Consider the following 19,751-nt stretch of genomic DNA (forward strand, 5'->3'; position numbering starts at 1 on the left):
TCAGGCCTCGACACCGAGATAGACCTCCCGCACGCGCGGGTCGGCAAGCACCGCGTCGGGCGTTCCGCTGCTGATGATCTTGCCGCCGTAGAGAACCGCCAGACGGGTCGCGGCGCGGCGAAGCGCGTGGATCACGTGCTCGATCCAGACGATGGTCGCGCCCTGCCGGTGAACGCCGCGGATGATCTCAAGAAGTTCGTCGCATTCCATGTCGGTCAGTCCGCCGGCGATCTCGTCGAGAAGCAGCAGCTTGGGGCGGCAGGCGACCGCCTTGGCAAGTTCCAGCCGCTTCAGGTCGAGCAGCGAGAGTTCGCCCGCCGGCCTTTCCATGCGATGAGCGAGGCCGGTCAGCTCCACGACTTCCACCGCCCAGTCGCGGGAGGCGCGGATGGAGCCCTGGCCGCCGCTGACAGCCGCGACCAGCACGTTCTCGAACACGCTCATGTGGGAGAACGGCTTCGGCACTTGGTAGGTCCTGCCGATGCCCATCTGGCAGCGCGACCACGGCCGCTTGCGCGTGATGTCGCGCCCCTCGAAGCGGACATGGCCGGCGCTGACGGGATGAACGCCGAGAATGACGTTGAACAGTGTCGTCTTTCCCGCGCCGTTCGGGCCCAGAATGCCCAGCACGTCGCCCTTCGCCACCGAGAGGTCGAGATCGTCGATGACCTTGAGCGGACCGAAATGACGACGGACGGAAACAAGCTCCAGCATGGCACCCTCCGACTTGGCTAGCCGGCCGGCGCGACAGGCGCCGACCGGATTCTCGATCCGCCGGCTCAGGCGTAGGGGATCGGCTGCGGCTCGCCGCCGACGGGAATGTCGGGGAAGAGGGAATTGTCGACCACGACGAGGTCGAAGGGATATTTCTTCCCCAAGCGCCATTGCCCGGCCACCAGAGGCGTCAGCCCGCAATTCGGGAACGGTCCCTTGGTGAAATCCACCATGCCGATGATGGTGTTGAGTTTAGTGGCCTTCAGCGCGTCGCGAATGGAAGCCGGATCGTCGAGATCCTGCGTCCGGGCGAAGGTGTCGAAGATCACCTCGAACAGCGAATGGCGGAAGCCCAGCGGCTGCGACCACTGGCGGCCGCTGCCCTTCTCGTAGGCGTCGGCAAGCTCCTGCGAGGACTGGCCGGTGAGGCTCGACTTGTAGGGAGCCGAGGCCGTCCACCACACCTCCGTCGTGAGCCCCTCCGCCCGCGCACCGAGCGGGGCGATGGCGGAGGGAAACTCCAGCGCCTTGCCCATGTAGACCGCCTTGGGCCGATAGCCCTGCTGGGCGCAGCCATTCCAGAAGGTCGTCATCTCCGGCGGCGGCATGGAGCCCGTGACGATCTCGCAGCCGGCCGATTTGAAGGCACCGATCTGCGCGTTGTAATTGCCGGCCGGAATGTCGAAGCGGCCGGGATCGACGACCTTGTAGCCGGCCTTGTCGAGGATGACCGGGAAGCCGCGCGACTGGGCGATGCCGTCGCCGTCATTGGGCCAGAGGCCGCCGACAAGCTTGTTGGTGGTCAGCCGGTTCCACATCGGGATCAACGAGCTGACCAGTTCGTCGCCGCTGAAGAAGTAATGGTAGGTCCAGTCGAAGCCCTTCTTCGGATCGCCGTTGCGGCCGAGGAAATAGGGCTCCAGCGGAGCGTCGTTGCTGACGCAGGGCATGCCATTCAGCTCGCACTGGTCGGCGACGGGGTTGCAGGTCTCCGGCGTGGCAAAGGTGGAGACGAGGTTCACCTGGTCGTTGAGGATGAGCTCCTGTGCGACTTCGGCGGCGCGGTTCGGGTTGGACTGGCTGTCCTTCACCACGATCTCGAACGGATATTCCGTCCCGCCGACCTTGATCTTGCCGCCAGACGCCTTCTTCACCTGATCCAGCACGAACGGCATGTGCTCGCAGAAGGCGGCCAGCGGCCCCGTCTGCGGCATGACCAGCCCGATCTTGATGGTGCGCGAGGCGGCGAAGGCGACATTCCGGCTGACGCCTCCGGCAACGCCGGTCGCCAGCATTCCCTTGAGGACGGTTCTCCGCCCCACTCCCATGGTCCAGACCATGATCTTTCCTCCCTGCCGACGGGTCCCAACCCGCCCGACGGCCCGGTTTCTTCCGGGCTCGATCGTTTGCAGTCCAACTATCCTACAGAGTTTCAAGGGAATCAACTTATGATTCTGTCTTTCGGAGCCGGAGGGGCAGCAACCTGTAACTTCACCGATTTCAAGAAAACAAGGAGCGCAGTTCCGGCTCTTGATCGACCAGAGCGGGAACTGCTAGTCGTCGAGGGGAGGACTGCCATTTCGCGAAAGACAAGCACTGTCGTTCTTCGCCAGGAGCGCCGTTCATCCACCCGGCATAACATCGTGACCTTTTCGATTTCATTGGAGAATTCTCATGGATGTCAGCTTACTCATCGACAATGAGGAAAGGAGCGCGGAGAACAACGCGACCTTCGACCGGCTCGACCCCGTAACGGGCAAGCTCGCCTCGCGCGCCGCCGCGGCCGGCGTGACGGACGCGAACGCCGCCGTGGATGCCGCGGCCGCCGCATTCCCCGCCTGGGCGTCCATGGGCCCCGGCGAGCGTCGCATGCTGCTCCTGAAGGCGGCCGACGTCATGCAGGCGGAGGCGGAAAAGTTCACCCGCCTGATGATCGAGGAAATCGGCGCCACGGCCCCGTGGGCGGGTTTCAACGTGCACCTGGCCTCCAGCATGCTGCGCGAGGCGGCGGCGCTCACCACGCAGGTCGACGGGCAGGTCATTCCCTCCGACAAGCCGGGCACCCTGTCCCTGGCGGTCCGGCAGCCGGCAGGCGTGGTGCTGGGAATCGCGCCATGGAACGCGCCGGTGATCCTCGCCACCCGCGCCATCGCCACGCCTCTCGCCTGCGGCAACACCGTCGTCCTGAAGGCGTCCGAGATTTGCCCCGGCACCCATCGCTTGATCGGCGAGGTCCTGGTCAAGGCGGGCTTGCCCAAGGGCGTGGTCAACGTCGTCACGCATTCCGCCGCCGACGCGCCGAAGGTCGTCGAGGCGCTGGTCGCGCACCCCGCCGTGAAGCGCGTGAACTTCACCGGCTCCACCCGCGTCGGCCGCATCATCGCGGAGCATGCGGCGCGATACCTGAAGCCGGTGCTCCTGGAACTGGGCGGCAAGGCGCCGCTGCTCGTTCTCGATGACGCGGACCTCGATGCCGCCGTGAACGCGGCAGCCTTCGGCGCCTTCATGAACCAGGGCCAGATCTGCATGTCCACCGAGCGGATCGTCGTGGATGAGGCCGTCGCCGACGAGTTCGTCGCGAAGCTGGCCGCCAAGGCCCGGACGCTGAAGGCGGGCGATCCGCGCGGCCATGTCGTGCTGGGGTCGCTGGTGGATCTCGGCTCGGCGGAAAAGATGGATGCGCTGATCAAGGACGCGGTGGAGAAGGGGGCGGTGCTCGCCTGCGGCGGCAATCGCGACGGCGCGATCGTGGATGCCACCCTACTCGACCGGGTCGGTCCCGGCATGCGCATCTATTCGGAAGAAAGCTTCGGACCGGTGAAGTCGGTGATCCGCGTCAGCGGCGTCGACGAGGCCGTGCGCGTCGCCAACGATACGGAATACGGCCTCTCCTCCGCCGTCTTCGGCCGTGACATCATGCGGGCGCTGGAGGTTGCCAAGCGCATCCAGTCCGGCATCTGCCACATCAACGGACCGACGGTCGGCGACGAGGCGCAGATCCCCTTCGGCGGCGTGAAGGGCAGCGGCTATGGCCGCTTCGGCGGACGCTGGGGCATCGATGCCTTCACGGAGACGCGCTGGATCACCATCGAGGATCCGCACCAGCACTACCCGTTCTGAAACGACAAGGCCGCCGGAAACAATCCGGCGGCCTTTTCGAAGGGAACAGCGAGGCTGCCCGGCGGGCTCCGGTTTCAGGCTTCGAAGAAGACGGTCTCGAGCTCGCCCTGCAGATAGATGTCGAAGGCGTAGATCGGTGCGCCGTCGCGGTCGCCCGTCCGCCGCGCGATCAGCGTGGGACGGAGTTCCTCAGGCACCAGCGAGAGGATCGGGTCGCTGCCGTTTGCCGCCTCGTCCTCGAAATAGATGCGCGTGAACAGGCGGCGCACGATGCCGCGGGCGAAGATGCCGACATTGATATGGGGCGCCTGCTGCCGCCCGTCCGGCCCGGGCACCGGTCCGGGCTTCACCGTCGCGAACCCGTACTGGCCGAGCTTGTCGCATTCCGAGCGGCCGAACCCCTTGAAGGCGCCGTTCGGCAGCGGCGCCGTGTCGTTGCCGGCAAAGCGACCCTGCCCGTCCGCCTGCCAGATCTCGACCATGGCGTCCGGCACCGGAAGGCCCTGACCGTCATAGATGGTGCCCTCCACCCGGATCGCCTGCCCCACGGCATCGTCCGTCAGGAGATTGTTGGAGACCAGCGCCGCGAAATCGTAGGCCGTCGGCGTCAGGGCATAGGCGAAGAAAGGCCCGACCGTCTGCGATGGGGTGATCTCATGCTCAGCCATGATGCGGGTCCTCGAAGAAGGTCTGCTCACGCCCGCGCAGGACGATGTTGAAGCGGAAGGCCAGCGCCCATTCCGGCTGGGTCGCCTCCAGGTCGAAGGTCGATATCATCCGCTCCCTCGCGCGCTCGTCGGTGACGGAATTGAAGATCGGGTCGAACGGGAAAAGCGGATCGCCCGGAAAGTACATCTGGGTGACGAGACGCGACAGGAAGCTCGGGCCGAAGAGCGACAGGTGGATGTGCGCGGGCCGCCAGGCATTCGGATGGTTGCGCCACGGATAGGGGCCGGGCTTGACCGTGATGAACTTGTAATAGCCGTCGCCATTCGTCACGCAGCGCCCGGCGCCGGAAAAATTCGGATCCAGCGGCGCCGGATGCTGGTCGACCACGTGAATATAGCGTCCGGCCGAGTTGCACTGCCAGATCTCGATGAGCGTGTTCGGCAGGGGACGCCCGTCCTCGTCCATGACATGGCCGTGCACGATGATGCGCTCGCCCAGGGGCTCGCCTTCGTGCTGGATCGTAAGGTCGGCGTCGGTCTCCGCGACGGATTCGTGACCATAGACCGGGCCGGTCAACTCCGACAGCGTGTGCGGAATGATCACCAGCGGCCGCTTCGGCGAGCGGATGCGCGTCCCGACATAATCGGGCGAGAGATAGGACGGATGCGCCTTCAGGCTTTCCTGCGGATAGATCAAAGCCATATCGTCACCTCAACGTTTCCTCCGGCGATGTGCCGGCATCTGCGCCTCTGCCCGGGCGCTTCCTCTTCAGCCTGTCAGGCCACGCGCTCCAGCGCCATGGCGACGCCCTGCCCGACGCCGACGCACATCGTGGCCAGTGCGTAACGACCTTCGCGGCGCACCAGATCCGCCATGGCCGCGCCAGCGATACGGGTGCCGGACATTCCCAGCGGATGGCCGAGCGAGATGCCGCCACCGTTCGGGTTCACGTGTTCCGCGTCATCGGAAAGTCCGAGTTGGCGAAGGCAGGCGAGCACCTGCGAGGCGAACGCCTCGTTGATCTCGACCACGTCGAAATCCGCTACGCGAAGGCCGAGCCGCTCGATAAGCTTCGTCGTCGCCGGCACGGGCCCCATGCCCATGATGCGCGGAGGCACGCCGGCAGAAGCCAGGCCGAGAATGCGTGCGCGTGGCGTCAGCCCGTATTTTTCGACCGCCGCGCCGGACGCGATCAGCAAAGCGCCCGCGCCGTCGTTCACGCCGGAGGCATTGCCCGCCGTCACCGTTCCGTCCGGCCGCACGACCGGCCGCAGCCTCGCCAGCGCTTCCATGGTCGTCTCAGGCCGGGGATGCTCGTCGCGATCCACGATGACGGGACCAGCCTTCCCGTTCGGCACCTCGATCGGGACGATCTGCTCGGCGAGGATACCGGCAGCCTGCGCCCGTGCGGTCCGTCCCTGCGAGCGAAGCGCGTAGGCGTCCTGGTCGGCGCGGCTGACCTGATAGTCCTGCGCGACGTTCTCGCCGGTCTCCGGCATGGAATCGACGCCGTATTGCTGCTTCATCAGCGGGTTGATGAAGCGCCAGCCGATGGTCGAGTCCTGCAGGTCCGCCGAGCGCTGGAAGGCCACTTCGGGCTTGCCCATGACCAGCGGCGCCCGCGTCATGGATTCCACGCCGCCGGCGATGGCCAGGTCGATCTCGCCGGCCTTGATCGCCCGCGCCGCCGCTCCCACCGCGTCGAGGCCGGATGCGCAGAGCCGGTTCAGCGTCTGTCCGGGAATATTGTCGGGAAGGCCCGCCAGCAGCAGCGCCATGCGGGCGACGTTACGATTGTCCTCGCCGGCCTGGTTGGCGCAGCCGAAGAACACCTCGTCCACGCCGGCCTCGATGCCGGGATTGCGCTTCACGATCTCGCGGATCGGCACGGCGGCAAGATCGTCCGCGCGCACCTTGGCCAACGCGCCGCCGAAGCGACCGACCGGGGTGCGGATGAAATCGCAGATAAAGGCGTCGGCCATTATGCCTCTCCCTGATGGGCGAGCTTCGTTCGCTCATGCAGATCGCGCAGGATCTTCAGCTCCTCCGCCGTCGGCGCCGGCGTTTCGGAGCAATCGTCGGCGAATTTCACCGGCCAGCCGCACTGCTCCTGCACTCGCTCGCGCGTGACGCCGGGATGCAGGGTGACGACCTGCAGCTCCTTGGTGTCCGGATGGGGCTCCAGAACGCAGAGATCGGTAAACACCCGGGTGGGCCCCTTGGTCTTCACGCCCAGCGCCTCCCGGCTGCCCGCCCCCGTGCCGTGGCCGAACGAGGTGATGAAGGGCAGCTTATCCACGAAGGCGCGCGGCGACATCGCCATGGTGATGAAGATCTCGCCGCAATTTGTGGCGATCTCCGGCGCGCCGCCGCCGCCGGGAAGGCGGACCTTCGGCTTGTCGTAATCGCCGACGACGGTCGTGTTCAGGTTGGCGTAGCGGTCGATCTGCGCTCCGCCGAGGAAGCCGACGGTGATGCGACCCCCCTGCAGCCAGTATCGGAACATCTCCGGGACCGAAACGGTGGTCAGCGCCGTCTCGCAAAGCTCGCCGTCGCCGATGGAAAGCGGCAGCACCTGCGGCTTGGTATCGATGGTGCCGGATTCGTAGATCAGCGTGACGCCGGGGGCGTGGGTGAGCCGCGCCAGATTGCACGCGGCGGACGGCGCGCCGATGCCGACGAAGCAGACATCCTCGGCGGACAAGGCGCGCGCCGCCGTCACGGTCATGATCTCGGTGGCGCTATAGGTGGTGGACGGTGTCTGGTCGGTCATCTCTGCCTCACGCCACCTTGGCCAGTCGGCTGGCGAAATCTTCAGGGCCGCGCTCCAGCACGTGCTCGCGCATCCAGGCAAGGAAGGTATCCCTGTCGCGCGCGATCGGGTCCCAGGCCTGATAGAAGGAGTTGGCGCGCTTGTAGTAGCCGTGCGCATAGGAGGGATAGGCACCGCCCGGAACGACGGAGATGGCGGTCACGGTCCAGGAGGGCAGCACGATGGCGTTGGGGCTGCGGGGCCCGAGATCGTCCACGACCTCTTCCACCGTGACGACGGACCGGCGGGCGGCCAGCACCGCCTCCTTCTGCACGCCGACGATACCTTCCAGCAGCACGTTGCCGGCGCGGTCGGCCCGCTGGGCGTGGATAATCGAAACGTCAGGGCGGATCGCCGGAACCGTCGCCAGCACCTCCCCGGTGTAAGGACAGGTCACGGAGCGGATGGTGGGGTTCACCTTCGGAAGGTCGACCCCCTTGTAGCCCCGCAAGACCGCGAACGGCAGGTTCGCCGCACCGGCCTCGTAGGCGTTCGCCATGGCGGCATGGGAATGCTCCTCCACTTCCAGCCGATTGGGCCAGCCCTTCTCCACCGCCTCGCGCAGACGGTGAAGCGAGCCCACGCCGGGATTGCCACCCCAGGAGAAGACGAGCTTCTCCGCGCAACCCATGCCGATCAGCTGGTCGTAGATCAGGTCCGGCGTCATCCGCACCAGGGTCAGCTGCTTGCGGCCCTGCCGGATAACCTCGTGACCCGCCGCATACGGGATCAGATGGGTAAAGCCTTCCATGGCCACCGTGTCGCCATCGCGCACGGTTTCGATCGCCTGTGAAAGCGTGAGGAACTCAGCCACGCGTCTCCCTTCCGTTCTTCTATGCCGAAGCTTTCCCGGGATGATCGGCCGGGAAGAAAGCCCTGTCAATAAAAGTTCGCTGGATGTACATTTGTTCGCTCTGCGAACTAAGCAGGACGAACCGTGCGACGGGAATGCCGATGGACGTGAGACATGCCGAGGAGGCCGGAGGCGAGGATTCCCGCACCTTCGTGACGGCGCTGGCGCGAGGGCTGGAGGTCATCCGGGCCTTCGGTCCGGAGAGGCCGCGCCTCAACCTTGCGGAGGCGTCCAAGGCGACCGGTCTGCCGCGCGCCACCGTGCGGCGCTGTCTGCATACGCTGGTGGTGCTCGGATACGTGGAGGCGGATGGCCGCAGCTTCGCGCTGACGCCGAAGGTGCTGACGCTGGGCCACGCCTACCTCTCCGCCACGCCCCTGCCCCGGATCGCGCAGCCTTACCTCGAGCGGGTCAGCGAACGGTCCAACGAGTCCTGCTCCATGTCGATCCTGGACGGCGACGAGATCGTCTATATCGCGCGCGCATTCACCAAACGGATCATGTCGGTGGGTCTTTCCGTCGGCTCGCGCCTGCCGGCGCTCTATACCTCGATGGGCCGCGTGCTGCTGGCCGGGCTGTCCGAGGCGGAGCTTGCGCGGCGACTGGAGCGCTCCGAGCCGGTTGCCCACACGCCCTACACGCGGATCACGCCGGGCTCAATCGCCGAGGCCGTCGCGGACGTGCGCCGGCAGGGCTACGCCATCCTCGATCAGGAACTGGAGATCGGGCTTCGCTCCGTGGCCGTGCCGATCCGCAACGCGCGCGGCGAGACGCTGGCCGCGATCAACATCAGCACGCAGGCGGGGCGGGTGGATCTCGAACGCCTCGGGGGGCCGCTGCTGGAGATCCTGCAGGCGACCGCGCGAGACATCTCAGTCTTCGTCTGATCAGTCGATTTCGTCGCCGAGCACGTCCTTGACCCAGCGGAAGGCCGCGTTGGCGGCGGGAACGCCGGCATAGATCGCCGCCTGGATCAGCATTGCCCGGAGTTCCTCCACCGTGACGCCGTTCTTCAGCGCCGGGCGGACGTGCAGCTTGAATTCCTCTTCCCGGTGCAGCGCCACCATCATGGTCAGCGTCAGGAGCGAGCGCGTCTTCCAGGGCAAGGTGGGATCGCCCCAGATCTCTCCCCAGGCATTGCGGGTGATGAAATCCTGCCAGGGCATGGCAAAGCTCCCCGCCTTGGCGAGCGAGCGCTGCACATGGTCGACGCCGAGCACGGCCTTGCGATTGGCGAGGCCCGTCTCGAAGGTGGCGCCCGGCAGCTCCGAGGGCTGGAGGCCGCTCTGCCGGTCGAGGAACGTGGCCAGGATGCCGTTCACCTCGTCGGCCAGCTCGACCGCCAGCAGATGGGCGGCCCGCACGACTTCCAGTTCCGCGCCCGGAATGCGCGCCGCCATGTCCTCGCCCATGGCCACCGGTGCGGCCGGATCCTCAGAGCCGGCGATCACCAGGGTCGGAACGGCGATAGCCCGGATCGCGTCGGCAAGATCGAGCCTGGAGATCACCTCGCAACAGACGGCATAGCCCACCGGATCGGTTTGCAGGAAGCGCTGGCGGGTGAAGGCGACCTTTTCCGGCGCCCGCTCCGCAAAGCCCGGGGTGAACCAGCGGGGCACCATGGTCGCGTCGACGATCGCCGCCATGCCCTCGCGCCGGATCAGCGCCGCGCGGTCGCTCCAGTTCCTGGCGGGCGGCATGGCCGGACCGGTCGCCATGAGAACGACGCTCGACGTCCGTTCGGGATGACGAAGCGCAAAGGCCTGCGCCGTCATGCCGCCGAGCGAGAGCCCGACCACATGCGCTTTTCCGATGCCGAGCGCGTCCAGCAGCCCGGCGAGGTCGTCGGCCAGATCGTCGATCCCGACCGCCTCGTCCACCACCTCGGAGCGGCCATGCCCACGCGCATCGTAGCGGAGACAGCGGTAACGATCGGCAAGCGCGCGCACCTGCGCGTCCCACATCTCCACCGACGTCCCGATGGAGTGGCCGAACGCCACGACCGGCGCATCCTCCGGGCCGGTGAGGTCGTAGAAAAGCTTGACGCCATTGGCTTCGATCAGAGGCATATCGGTCAGTTCCCGGTCGACTGGTTGGGAGGAAGCAGGGCGCGGACGCGATCCGCCTCGGCCAGCGCGCGGTCGACCCAGACCGAGGCCGCATCGATGGCCGGTTGCAGGTCGAAGGCACCGGCAAGGTCGAAGTCTGCCGCCTCGGAGCGGAGCGTCTCGTTTCGCTCAAGGGCCTGCTGCAAGGTGACGTCGCCGTCGCGGACGCGCGTTGCGGCCTCCTCGACGACCTCATGCGCCTTGCCGCGACCGAGCTTCGGCGCAAGCCGTCCCGCCACCGCGTCCGCGAAGAGCAGGCCTTTCGTGGCTTCGAGGTTGCGCTGCATCCGATCGGCGTCCACCACGAGCCCGCCGGCCAGCGAGCGGGCCTCCCGCAGCGCACCGGAAAGTAGGCCAAAGAGTTGCGGCAGGGCATGCCACTCCGCGTGCCAGAGGCCCGGAGGCCGCTCATGCGCGGCGGCCATGGCGTCGAACAAGGTCGTGAGGTGGCCCCGCGCCGCCGCATGCGCGGCGAGGATGATCGTGGCGGAAACCGGATTGCGCTTGTGCGGCATGGCGGAGGAGCCGCCCCGGCCCGGAATATGCGGCTCGGACGCCTCCCCGACCTCGGTGGAAGCGAGCGACGCGACATCCGTGGCGATCTTCGCCAGCGCCCCGATGAGTTCGGCGAGCCAGGCCCCCAGCCCGGCGATACGGCCCCGGCCGGTGTGCCACGAGAGCGTCGCCGTTCCGAGACCCAGCTCGCCGGCGAAGGCTTCGGCGACCGCTGGCCCCTTTTTCCGAAACGTCGTCAGCGTTCCGACCGGTCCGCCAAGCGAGGCGACCAGCACGCGCCGGCGAAGATCCGGCAGCTTTTCTGCCGTCTCCGCGACGCCGGAAAGCCAGACGGCGACCTTGAAGCCGAAGGTGATCGGCGCGGCATGCTGGCCGTAAGTGCGCCCTACGCAGGGGGTGCCCCGATGCCGTTGCGCAAGCGACGCGAGATCCCGCATGACGGCATCGAGGTCACCGGCGATCAGGTCGAGCGCGGCACGGACCTGCAGGACCAGCGCGGTATCGGCAACGTCCTGCGTCGTGGCGCCCTTGTGGAACGCGCTCTCCAGATCCTTCGGAAGCAGCTTCTGCACGGCCTTCACGAAGGGGATCACGGGCACGCCGGAGACGGCCGTGTCGCGGCCGAGCTGCTGGAGATCGAGCTGGTCGGGGCCGATTGCCTCGATCGCCGGCGCGAGCTCCGGGGGAGCCAGGTCGAACCGGGCCGCCGCCTTCGCCAGCGCGCATTCCATCCTCAGCATTCCGGCCAGCCGCGCCCGGTCGGAGAACACGTCCCGCATGGCGTCCGTCGCGAAAAGCGGCCCGAGCAATTCCGAATCGAGAGCTGAAAACGTCATCGTTCCTCCTTCAGGCGCAGGCCCGCGCCGGCCGCAGCCAGGTCGCTGCCCGTCACTCCCCGGTTCTGCCGGAACACGGATGGCGGAGCACCCACGCGCAGGCTGAAGAAACGGGAAAAATAGGCGGCATCCCGGAAACCGAGATCGTACGCGATCTCGCTCACCGTCATCGTGGTATAGATGAGATTGCGCTTGGCTTCGAGGAGCAGGCGGCGCTGGACGATCTCGCGCGGCGCGCAACCGGCCACGCGGCGCACCACCGCGTGCAGCCGATCCGTCCCCGCGCCGAGCGCCTCGCCATAGGCCCCGATCGTCCAGCGAGCGCGGTAATGGTCTTCCACGAGACGGCGGAAGCGGCGGAAGAGTTCCGTGTCGCCGCTGGGCGGCTCCGTTGCGGCCGTGCCCAACCGGGCGAACAGCACCAGCAACAGTTTCATATGGGCTTCCAGCACCGTCTGCCAGCCGGACGCGGTCGCCGTGACGGCTTCGCCGATGGCGGTGAAGGAGGCTTCCGCGGCGATGCCCATCCCGGTGGTCGTGATGGCGGCGACAGAGGTGACGCGGCGCATCGCCGAGCCGACCTCGGAATGGTTCTCGCCGCTGAGAATGGTGGACAGGAAGTGATCGGAGATCGTCAGCACATGCCCCGCCGATCCCGGCGCGAACCGGAAGCCATGGACGATCCCTGTCGGCAACCAGAGTAGCCAGGGGGCGCCGATCTCCGTCCGCCGCCCTTCCACCTCCAGCGAGGCGCCGCCGTCGGTGAGCAGGAAGGCCTGGCAGAGATCGGGGTGCCGGTGCACGCGGATTTCCCAGTCGTGCACGGGAGCGCGTGCCGCGATGCGCTCCCAATGGATAAAGCGCGGGATCGGCGGCATGTCGTTCTCGCCGTAAAGCTGGAATGCCGGAACGCTCGCCGCCATTCAGCCCTCGCCATTCGTCCAGGTCGCGACGGCGGCCGACCCGCCCGTGCGGACGCGGAAGACCCGGCGGTCCCCGGTTTCGTCCAAGTCGCGACCCGCTTCCGTCCATTGCCCGCCGCGAAGACCCTGCCTAGCCTCGCTCCGTGACAACGCTCCGCAGAGAGCCGCAGGGAGGACTGAATGCACACGCAGATCGGTATCGTCGGAGCAGGCCCGGCCGGATTGCTGCTTTCTCACCTGCTGCACCTCGCCGGGATCGACTCCGTCGTCGTGGAGCGCCAGAGCCGCGCCCATGTGGAAGCGAGGATCCGCGCCGGCGTTCTGGAGCAGGGCACGGTGGATGTGCTCAGGGAGAGCGGCGTCGGGGAACGCATGCTGCGCGAAGGCCTCGTCCACGACGGCATCGAACTGGCGTTTCGCGGCGAAAAGCATCGCATCCGCTTTCCCGAACTCACGGACGGCAAGCGCATCACGGTCTATGGCCAGCACGAAGTGGTGCGTGACCTGATCGCGGCCCGGCTTGCGGCCGGAGGACCGATCGAATTCGAGACCGAAGACCTGAGCGTGCATGGCGTCCAAAGCGACAGGCCGCTGATCCGATACGTCAAGGGCGGCGTCCAGCACGAGATCTCCTGCGATTTCCTTGCCGGCTGCGATGGCTTTCATGGCGTCTGCCGGCAGGCGATCCCCGCCGGTCTCATGCAGGTGTTCGAAAAGGTCTATCCCTTCAGCTGGCTCGGCATCCTTGCCGATGCGCCCCCGACCCAGGACGAGCTCATCTATTCCAACCACGATCGAGGCTTCGCGCTCTACAGCATGCGTTCGCCCGAGGTGACCCGCCTCTACCTGCAATGCGACCCCGCCGACGACATCGCCAACTGGCCGGACGCACGGATCTGGGACGAGCTGCACCAGCGCCTCGAAGGCGGCGACGGCTGGCGCTTCCGCGAGGGCCGGATCACCCAGAAAGGCATCACGGCGATGCGCAGCTTCGTTTCCGCCCCCATGCGCCATGGCCGGCTCTTCCTGGCGGGCGATGCCGCCCATATCGTGCCTCCGACCGGAGCCAAGGGCATGAACCTCGCTGTAGCCGATGTCAGACGGCTCGCCCGTGCCCTCGATACCTTCTACGCGTCGGGCCGGACGGAGGCCCTGGACACCTATTCCGACCTTTGTCTCAAGCGCGTGTGGAAGGCGCAGCGCTTCTCCTGGTGGATGACCTCCATGCTCCACCGCGTGGAAGGCGCCACGCCCTTCGAGCGCGAAATCCAGCTTGCCGAGCTGGACTATGTAACGTCCTCGGAGGCCGGGGCACGAACGATCGCCGAGAACTATGTCGGACTGCCTTTCGACTAGATCCGGCGTCTCACGGCCGAGGCTCCGCCGGCTGCGGCGCGGCGTCGGCGATCTCGGGTGCGACCTCGTCCCGGTACTGGCGGAAGTTCGCCTCGAACATGCCGACAAGTTTTGCGAGCTGACGGCCATAGGCCGCCTTGTCCTCCCAGGTCTCGCGGGGATGCAGGAGGCGATCGTCGATGCCCTCCACATGCTCCGGCACGGCGAACCCGAAATGCGGCTCGCGGTAGGTCGGCGCCGCCTTCAGCGAGCCATCCAGCGCCGCGTTCAGCAGCCGGCGCGTGACCTTGATCGGCATGCGATGGCCGACGCCATGGGGACCGCCGGTCCAGCCGGTATTCACCAGCCAGCAGGTGACGTCGCCGGCCTTGATCCGGTCGATGAGCAGCTTGCCGTAGAGCGCCGGCGGGCGGGGCATGAAGGGCGCGCCGAAGCAGGTGGAGAACGTCGCCTCCGGTTCCGTGACGCCCTTCTCCGTGCCCGCCACCTTGGCAGTGTAGCCGGACAGGAAGTGCACGATCGCCTGCTCCGGCGTCAGCCGCGCGATCGGCGGCAGCACCCCGAAGGCGTCGCAGGTCAGCATCACGATGTTGGTCGGCTGTCCCGCCCGGCCCGTCTCGCTGGCATTGTCGATGAAGTCGATCGGATAGGCCGCGCGGGTGTTCTCCGTCAGCGAGGCGTCCGAGAAGTCCGGCGCGCGGTTCGCCGGATCGAGCACGACGTTCTCGAACACCGTGCCGAACCGCTTCGTCGTCGCGAAGATCTCCGGCTCGCTTTCGGCGGACAGGTTGATCGTCTTGGCGTAGCAGCCGCCCTCGAAGTTGAAGACGCCATCGTCCGCCCAGCCATGCTCGTCGTCGCCGATCAGCGTGCGCGACGCGTCCGCCGAAAGCGTCGTCTTGCCCGTGCCGGACAGGCCGAAGAACACAGTCACCGCGCCCGCGTCGTCGACGTTGGCGGAGCAGTGCATCGGCATCGTGCCGGAAGCCGGCAGCAGGAAGTTCAGCATGGTGAAGACCGACTTCTTCATCTCGCCCGCATACGACGTCCCGCCGATCAGGACGAGGCGGCGGGTGAAGTCGAGCGCGATCACCGTCTCCGTGCGCACGCCGTGGCGCGCGGGATCGGCCTTGAAGCTCGGCAGGTCGATGATGGTGAAGCCGGGCGCGAAGCCTTCCAGCTCGTCCGCGCCCGGGCGGATCAGCAGGTTGCGGATGAAGAGCGAGTGCCAGGCATATTCGGTGTAGACGCGCGTCGGCAGGCGATGGGCGGGATCGGCGCCGCCGAAGAGATCCTGGCTGTAGAGTTCCAGCCCCTTGGCGTGGTCCAGAAAGTCGGCGAGGAGCCGCTCGAAGGCGTCTGGCTCCATCGCGCGGTTGCCGCCCCACCACACGGTCTCCTCCGTGGTGGCGTCGCGCACCACGAACTTGTCCTTGGGCGAGCGGCCGGTGTGCTGGCCGGTGGTCGCCACCAGCGGACCGCCCCGCGCCAGCCGCGCCTCGCCACGCCGCAAGGCATGCTCGTAAAGTTCTTCCGGCGAAAGGTTGCGGTGGGTCACCCTCGCGACAAGGCTTCCGACCGGGCTTTGCCCTGACAATTTCCCGTCCTGCATCCTGCAGTCCTCCCCTCGTCAGACCGACGGCCGGATGGCCGCCGGCAGCTTTCAGGTCCGAACCCTAGTGGGCGGTCATGTCCTGACCGGGGTCCACTGCGCCCACTCCGGTCAGTTTCGGGATGTGGCGGTGCACGATCGCCAGGGCGACGAACGTCAGCACCATCATCACCGTGATGAAGATGAAGTAGGCGTGCCCGCCCCCGAGGTTCAGCACCCATGCGCCGACGAAGGAGCTGAGCACAGAGCCGGCACGGCCGACCGCTGTCGCCGCACCCGCGCCGGTGGCCCGGACATCCGTGGGATAAACGTGCGCGACAAGCGCATACATCGTGGTCTGCGCCGCGTTCACGAAGGCGCCGTGAACACCGAGCATCAGGATGAGGACGAAGTGGCTGCCCTCCGGCACGATGGGGATGTAGCGCAGGACGAGAGCGCTTACCGCGCCGCCGGCAGCCATGATCAGCATCGCCGGGCGCGAACCCATGTAGCTGATCAGCCATGCCCCGCCGAGCGCGCCAAGCACGCCGCCGAAATTGTAGGCGGTGAGGCCGGAACCCGCGGTCGCGAGATCGAGACCCTCGCTGCTCAGCATGGTCGGCAGCCAGCTGAAGACCATGTAGACGGAGATCAGGCAGGAGAAGAATGCGCCCCAGAGGCCGACCGTGTCGCGCAGATGCCCCGCCCCGAAGAGTGCCGAGATGGGCGTGCGGGCCATATGCTGCTCGGTACGGTCGACGAAGTCGCTGTCCGCAGAATAGGACTTGCCGAAGCGGGACAGGATACGAGCCAGCTCGGGGTAGCGGCGCGGATGGCGCGCCAGATAGCGCGGCGATTCGGGCAACGCGAAAATCAGGACGACGCCGAGGATCACCGGGACGAGCCCGCCAACCGCGAAGAGCGCTCGCCAGCCGATGCCCGGCAGGATCCGCGAGGCGACCATGCCGCCCACCATGCCGCCCAGGGGAACACAGACCATGGTCAGCGTCACCGCCCATGGACGACGTCGCAACGGCGTATATTCCGCCGCCAGCGTCGTCGCATTGGGGATGGCCCCGCCAAGTCCCATGGCTGCGAAGAAGCGAAGGATGCCCAGCCCGGTCAGGCCGTGGACGGTGGAAATCGCGGCCGTCATCACGCCGAACAGGAAGACGCTGGCAATCAGCGCATTGCGGCGGCCGATGCGGTCGCCAAGCATTCCGGCAACAGCCGTGCCGATCGTCATGCCGACCAGCCCGATCGCCAGGATCGGAGCGAAGTCACTGCGCGCGACGCCCCATTCCTTGATGATCGCCGGTAGCGCGAAGCCCAGCACCTGATTGTCGAAGCCGTCGAAAACGACGGTCAGGGCTGAAAACAGAAGAACCGTTTTCTGAAACCCGCTCCAGGAGCCGGTGTCGAGCACGTGCCCGACATCCACGACCGTGCCCCTCGTTCTTCCCGTATCAACCATGGTTCCCCCCTGAGACCAGATAAAGACCGTCGGCTTTCGCCGATCTTCTGAAACGTTGCTAGAGGTGGGGTATCCACACGTCCAGCACCGCGCAACGTCCTTCTTCCCGCACGACCCGAAGCGCTTCCACGAGCGCCTCCTCCACCTCGTCCGGCCGCCGCACCAGCCGGGCATGCGCGCCGCCGGAAGCGGCGGCGATATCGGCATAGGCGGGCGGCGGGTCGAAGGCGACGTCAAGCGAGTTGGCGCGGCTTGCATAGCCGTCCGGATGCACCGCGAGCGCGGAAAGCTTTGGCGACTTCCAGCCGCGATTGTTGAAGACGATCTGCAGGAAAGGCGTCTCGTACTGGCGCGCCATCCAATGGACGGAGGACGGCACCGAGAACATGTACGAACCGTCCCCGGTGAAGGAGACCACGGTCTTTTCCGGCTGCGCCAGCTTCACGCCGATCGCAGCGCCGCCATTCCAGCCGAGCGAGCCGCCACCGCTGGTGAAGATCGCCCCCGGCCGGCTCAGGGCCAGATGGTTGAAGACGGTGTGATAATTGGAGATGCTCTCGTTCAGGAACAGCATGTCCTCGTCGGCATGCTTGCGCATGCAGGCGACCAGGTATTCCGGGGTGATCATGTCGCCCTCGGGGAAGGCCTCCAGCCGCCCCAGTTCGTCCGCACGCTCCGCATGCAGGCCGGCATAGTGACGCCGCCGTTCGTCGGCCGCCGCCTCGTCGACCGCGCCTCCATCGACAGGGCCCCCGTCGACCGGGCCCCCGTCGAGATAGGCGTTGATCTGCGCCAGCGCTCCGGTCGCATCCACCTGATAGGCGCGCTCGGAGCCGATATACCAGAGCGGCATCTGATGCTTCAGCGCGTCGATATCGATATGGAAGATCCGCGCATCCTCGCGCGGCCGGCTGACGGTCGGGATCCAGGGCACGTCGCTGTCGAGGACGAGGATCACGTCGGCTTCGGCCAGCACCGGATTCTGGCGCGGATGGTTCCACTGGTTGCCCTGGTAGAGCGGGTTGTCGTGCGGGAAGTTCATCGCGTTCGGCACCGATTCCAGGACGCCGATCCCGAGCCGTTCGCAGAGGCGGACGAGCTCCCGGACCGCCTTCGGCTGGCGCCCGACATAGGACGTCACCACCAGAGGACGCCGCGCACCGGCCAGCGCCGTGGCGATGGCCTCGACGCCCTCCGGCGGAAGCACGGCGGAGGCGAGCGGCTGCCACTCCGCCATGTCCAGCTTCGTCGGGGAGACCTCCTCCTCCATGACCTCGCGGGCGCCCATGAGATAGACCGGCCCCTTGGGGTCGCTGTAGGCGAACTGGAGCGCCCGGTGCGTCACCTGCTTGATGTTGCGGCCGGTGCGGAACTCGTTGTCGTACTTCATGTAGCCGCGCACCAGCCCGCGCTGGTCGTGGACGTCCTGGATCCACTGGATGAACTCGTTGCGGCTGCCCCGCATCTCCCCATCCTGCGTGAAGGGCGAAGCGCCGGCGAAGATGAGGACGGGCGCGCGGCCCTTGGCGGCATTGTGGACGGCGCCGGCGAGCGCCTGCGTCCCGCATTCCACGTGGACGACCACGGCCTGCGCCCTGCCACTCGCCTGGAAGTAGCCCTGCGCGGCGCTCAGGCCGGCCATCTCGTTGGGACAGGTGATCACATCGGGTATCTTGCGCCCATGCGCGCGCGCCTCGGCGATCGCCTCGACAAGCGCCGGATGGTCGCTGCCGAGATTGGCGAAGATGTAGGAGACGCCGGCTTCGACGAGGGCGTCCAGGAACGCGGAACTTGCAGTGTACATCAAAAGGTCCTGCATGACAGGTCGGCCGGACGGATCAAGCGACCGGCTGACGGAGAGAGGCCCGGCCTGGGCCGGGCGAAAGCGGGGAGAGAAAGCGGGAAGGCGCCGCAAGGTCCGACGCGAGCCGCGCGAACGCTCAGGCAGACTGTGTTCGCCGCCTGCGAAGCGGCGGCAAAGATCGGCGGCGGGAGACGTGTACCCACGGCGCATCCTCCAATGTCGCCGGCGGCCTTGACCACGGCGTTTTCGGCTTCTAACGGCCGGCTTTCTCTGTTCTTATCCGGGATTATGCATGCAAATTAGTTTGAGACAATACCAACGGCGGTTGATGGGCGACACGGAAACTGGATGAACGAGCAATCCACCAGAAGGCCGAAAAACAGGCCGAGAACACCGTCCCCGGAAATCGGGGCGGACACGTCTCTCCTGAATTTCGCGGAACTCGACGGCGTCGTCGGTTTTCATCTCCGGCGCGCACAGGAGGCCTCCTTTCGCGCCTTCGCCAGCTCCGCAGGGGAAGGCGATCTCCGCCCCGGACGTTTCGCGGCCCTCATGCTGATCGGGAATAATCCGGGGATCACGCAGATTTCGCTGAGCCGTGCGATAGGCCGCGACAAGTCCACGCTTACCCCGCTGATCCGCGACCTCCAGGCCCGCGGCCTCATCCATCGCGAGCAGGCGGAGACGGATCGCCGGGCTTACCGCCTGACGCTGACGCCGGACGGGGAAACGATGCTGGAGCGCCTGCGGATCATCGCCGCCGAGCACGATCGCAAGCTGGACGAGATCATCGGCGAGAGGAAAACCGAATTCATCACGCTGCTCCGAAGGATCGTGACGGCGCTGGGATCGTGACGCCACCGGGCAAGCGGGGCGAGCGTCGGACCTACGGGCGGCGGCGCCGGGCGATACGGCACGGCAGCGGCGTGAGTGCGATGAACAGGCCGTTCAGCAAGACGAAACTCCAAAAATGCA

At 66.9% G+C, this 19,751-nt stretch carries 17 protein-coding genes; 4 read left to right on the forward strand and 13 right to left on the reverse strand.

Translation table 11 applies throughout. The annotated features are described in order from the left end of the window. Entirely contained in the window at positions 1-714 is a 714-nt protein-coding gene (locus BMY25_RS12930; protein WP_092497174.1) for an ABC transporter ATP-binding protein, read from the reverse strand. Positions 715-779: 65 nt separating this feature from the next. Continuing rightward, positions 780-2,054: an ABC transporter substrate-binding protein gene (locus BMY25_RS12935; RefSeq protein WP_092497176.1), complete on the reverse strand. Its 1,275-nt coding sequence runs from the start codon at positions 2,052-2,054 to the stop codon at positions 780-782. A gap of 334 nt (positions 2,055-2,388) precedes the next feature. Between BMY25_RS12935 and BMY25_RS12940 the strand changes: the two genes are divergently transcribed. Next, positions 2,389-3,834, forward strand: a complete 1,446-nt coding sequence (locus BMY25_RS12940) for an aldehyde dehydrogenase (RefSeq protein WP_092497178.1) — start codon at positions 2,389-2,391, stop codon at positions 3,832-3,834. Between the two features lie 74 nt (positions 3,835-3,908). Here BMY25_RS12940 and pcaG read toward each other — a convergent pair whose 3' ends face one another. The 5 genes from pcaG to BMY25_RS12965 form a co-directional block, all read right to left on the reverse strand. After that, the gene (pcaG, locus tag BMY25_RS12945) at positions 3,909-4,502 is read right to left on the reverse strand and encodes a protocatechuate 3,4-dioxygenase subunit alpha (RefSeq protein ID WP_092497180.1); all 594 of its coding nucleotides are present in this window, start codon (positions 4,500-4,502) and stop codon (positions 3,909-3,911) included. After that, positions 4,495-5,205, reverse strand: coding sequence for a protocatechuate 3,4-dioxygenase subunit beta (pcaH, locus tag BMY25_RS12950; RefSeq protein ID WP_092497182.1), 711 nt, complete (start codon positions 5,203-5,205; stop codon positions 4,495-4,497). Before pcaH ends, pcaG begins: the two co-directional genes overlap by 8 nt. Positions 5,206-5,279: 74 nt before the next feature. Next, on the reverse strand, positions 5,280-6,485 hold the full coding sequence (gene pcaF / locus BMY25_RS12955; protein WP_092497184.1) for a 3-oxoadipyl-CoA thiolase: 1,206 nt from the start codon (positions 6,483-6,485) through the stop codon (positions 5,280-5,282). After that, the gene (locus BMY25_RS12960; RefSeq protein ID WP_092497186.1) at positions 6,485-7,276 is read right to left on the reverse strand and encodes a CoA-transferase subunit beta; all 792 of its coding nucleotides are present in this window, start codon (positions 7,274-7,276) and stop codon (positions 6,485-6,487) included. Before BMY25_RS12960 ends, pcaF begins: the two co-directional genes overlap by 1 nt. Before the next feature lie 7 nt (positions 7,277-7,283). Continuing rightward, complete coding sequence (locus tag BMY25_RS12965; RefSeq protein WP_092497188.1) at positions 7,284-8,129, reverse strand: CoA transferase subunit A; 846 nt, start codon at positions 8,127-8,129, stop codon at positions 7,284-7,286. Between the two features lie 140 nt (positions 8,130-8,269). On the opposite strand from BMY25_RS12965, the gene BMY25_RS12970 reads away from it, so the two are divergent. Next, positions 8,270-9,055: an IclR family transcriptional regulator domain-containing protein gene (locus tag BMY25_RS12970; protein ID WP_092497310.1), complete on the forward strand. Its 786-nt coding sequence runs from the start codon at positions 8,270-8,272 to the stop codon at positions 9,053-9,055. Here BMY25_RS12970 and pcaDC read toward each other — a convergent pair whose 3' ends face one another. From pcaDC to BMY25_RS12985, 3 genes are read right to left on the reverse strand one after another with little or no spacing between them, the layout of a single operon-like run. Beyond that, positions 9,056-10,237, reverse strand: a complete 1,182-nt coding sequence (gene pcaDC / locus BMY25_RS12975) for a bifunctional 3-oxoadipate enol-lactonase/4-carboxymuconolactone decarboxylase PcaDC (protein ID WP_092497190.1) — start codon at positions 10,235-10,237, stop codon at positions 9,056-9,058. A 5-nt stretch (positions 10,238-10,242) separates the two neighbouring features. Next, the gene (locus BMY25_RS12980; protein WP_092497192.1) at positions 10,243-11,628 is read right to left on the reverse strand and encodes a class-II fumarase/aspartase family protein; all 1,386 of its coding nucleotides are present in this window, start codon (positions 11,626-11,628) and stop codon (positions 10,243-10,245) included. Beyond that, a complete protein-coding gene (locus tag BMY25_RS12985) occupies positions 11,625-12,551 on the reverse strand; it encodes a helix-turn-helix domain-containing protein (protein ID WP_092497194.1) in 927 nt (308 codons plus the stop codon). Before BMY25_RS12985 ends, BMY25_RS12980 begins: the two co-directional genes overlap by 4 nt. 180 nt (positions 12,552-12,731) lie before the next feature. Between BMY25_RS12985 and pobA the strand changes: the two genes are divergently transcribed. Then, a complete protein-coding gene (pobA, locus tag BMY25_RS12990; protein ID WP_092497196.1) occupies positions 12,732-13,907 on the forward strand; it encodes a 4-hydroxybenzoate 3-monooxygenase in 1,176 nt (391 codons plus the stop codon). 10 nt (positions 13,908-13,917) lie between these two features. Here the strand turns inward: pobA and BMY25_RS12995 are convergent, their stop codons facing one another. From BMY25_RS12995 to BMY25_RS13005, 3 genes are all read right to left on the reverse strand, one after another. After that, positions 13,918-15,519 carry a phosphoenolpyruvate carboxykinase gene (locus BMY25_RS12995; protein ID WP_092497198.1) on the reverse strand — a complete coding sequence of 534 codons (1,602 nt, stop codon included), beginning with the start codon at positions 15,517-15,519 and terminating at the stop codon, positions 13,918-13,920. A 64-nt stretch (positions 15,520-15,583) separates the two neighbouring features. Further along, the gene (locus BMY25_RS13000; protein WP_092497200.1) at positions 15,584-16,972 is read right to left on the reverse strand and encodes an MFS transporter; all 1,389 of its coding nucleotides are present in this window, start codon (positions 16,970-16,972) and stop codon (positions 15,584-15,586) included. A gap of 58 nt (positions 16,973-17,030) precedes the next feature. Continuing rightward, positions 17,031-18,776, reverse strand: coding sequence for a thiamine pyrophosphate-requiring protein (locus tag BMY25_RS13005; RefSeq protein ID WP_092497312.1), 1,746 nt, complete (start codon positions 18,774-18,776; stop codon positions 17,031-17,033). 348 nt (positions 18,777-19,124) lie between these two features. On the opposite strand from BMY25_RS13005, the gene BMY25_RS13010 reads away from it, so the two are divergent. After that, positions 19,125-19,631, forward strand: coding sequence for a MarR family winged helix-turn-helix transcriptional regulator (locus BMY25_RS13010; RefSeq protein ID WP_092497202.1), 507 nt, complete (start codon positions 19,125-19,127; stop codon positions 19,629-19,631). Positions 19,632-19,751: the final 120 nt, after the last annotated feature.

Origin of the sequence: Faunimonas pinastri (genome assembly GCF_900110915.1) — a bacterium.
Taxonomy (GTDB): domain Bacteria; phylum Pseudomonadota; class Alphaproteobacteria; order Rhizobiales; family Afifellaceae; genus Faunimonas; species Faunimonas pinastri.

What these genes read in the sequence shown, in the direction of transcription:
- pcaG (WP_092497180.1), bottom strand. Translation starts at nt 4,502, where the DNA reads ATGGCTGAGCATGAGATCACCCCATCGCAGACGGTCGGGCCTTTCTTC.
- BMY25_RS12930 (WP_092497174.1), bottom strand. Translation starts at nt 714, where the DNA reads ATGCTGGAGCTTGTTTCCGTCCGTCGTCATTTCGGTCCGCTCAAGGTC.
- BMY25_RS12940 (WP_092497178.1), top strand. Translation starts at nt 2,389, where the DNA reads ATGGATGTCAGCTTACTCATCGACAATGAGGAAAGGAGCGCGGAGAAC.
- BMY25_RS13010 (WP_092497202.1), top strand. Translation starts at nt 19,125, where the DNA reads ATGAACGAGCAATCCACCAGAAGGCCGAAAAACAGGCCGAGAACACCG.
- pcaDC (WP_092497190.1), bottom strand. Translation starts at nt 10,237, where the DNA reads ATGCCTCTGATCGAAGCCAATGGCGTCAAGCTTTTCTACGACCTCACC.
- BMY25_RS12985 (WP_092497194.1), bottom strand. Translation starts at nt 12,551, where the DNA reads ATGGCGGCGAGCGTTCCGGCATTCCAGCTTTACGGCGAGAACGACATG.
- pcaF (WP_092497184.1), bottom strand. Translation starts at nt 6,485, where the DNA reads ATGGCCGACGCCTTTATCTGCGATTTCATCCGCACCCCGGTCGGTCGC.
- BMY25_RS12995 (WP_092497198.1), bottom strand. Translation starts at nt 15,519, where the DNA reads ATGCAGGACGGGAAATTGTCAGGGCAAAGCCCGGTCGGAAGCCTTGTC.
- BMY25_RS12970 (WP_092497310.1), top strand. Translation starts at nt 8,270, where the DNA reads ATGGACGTGAGACATGCCGAGGAGGCCGGAGGCGAGGATTCCCGCACC.
- BMY25_RS12980 (WP_092497192.1), bottom strand. Translation starts at nt 11,628, where the DNA reads ATGACGTTTTCAGCTCTCGATTCGGAATTGCTCGGGCCGCTTTTCGCG.
- BMY25_RS13000 (WP_092497200.1), bottom strand. Translation starts at nt 16,972, where the DNA reads ATGGTTGATACGGGAAGAACGAGGGGCACGGTCGTGGATGTCGGGCAC.
- pcaH (WP_092497182.1), bottom strand. Translation starts at nt 5,205, where the DNA reads ATGGCTTTGATCTATCCGCAGGAAAGCCTGAAGGCGCATCCGTCCTAT.
- BMY25_RS12960 (WP_092497186.1), bottom strand. Translation starts at nt 7,276, where the DNA reads ATGACCGACCAGACACCGTCCACCACCTATAGCGCCACCGAGATCATG.
- pobA (WP_092497196.1), top strand. Translation starts at nt 12,732, where the DNA reads ATGCACACGCAGATCGGTATCGTCGGAGCAGGCCCGGCCGGATTGCTG.
- BMY25_RS12935 (WP_092497176.1), bottom strand. Translation starts at nt 2,054, where the DNA reads ATGGTCTGGACCATGGGAGTGGGGCGGAGAACCGTCCTCAAGGGAATG.
- BMY25_RS13005 (WP_092497312.1), bottom strand. Translation starts at nt 18,776, where the DNA reads ATGTACACTGCAAGTTCCGCGTTCCTGGACGCCCTCGTCGAAGCCGGC.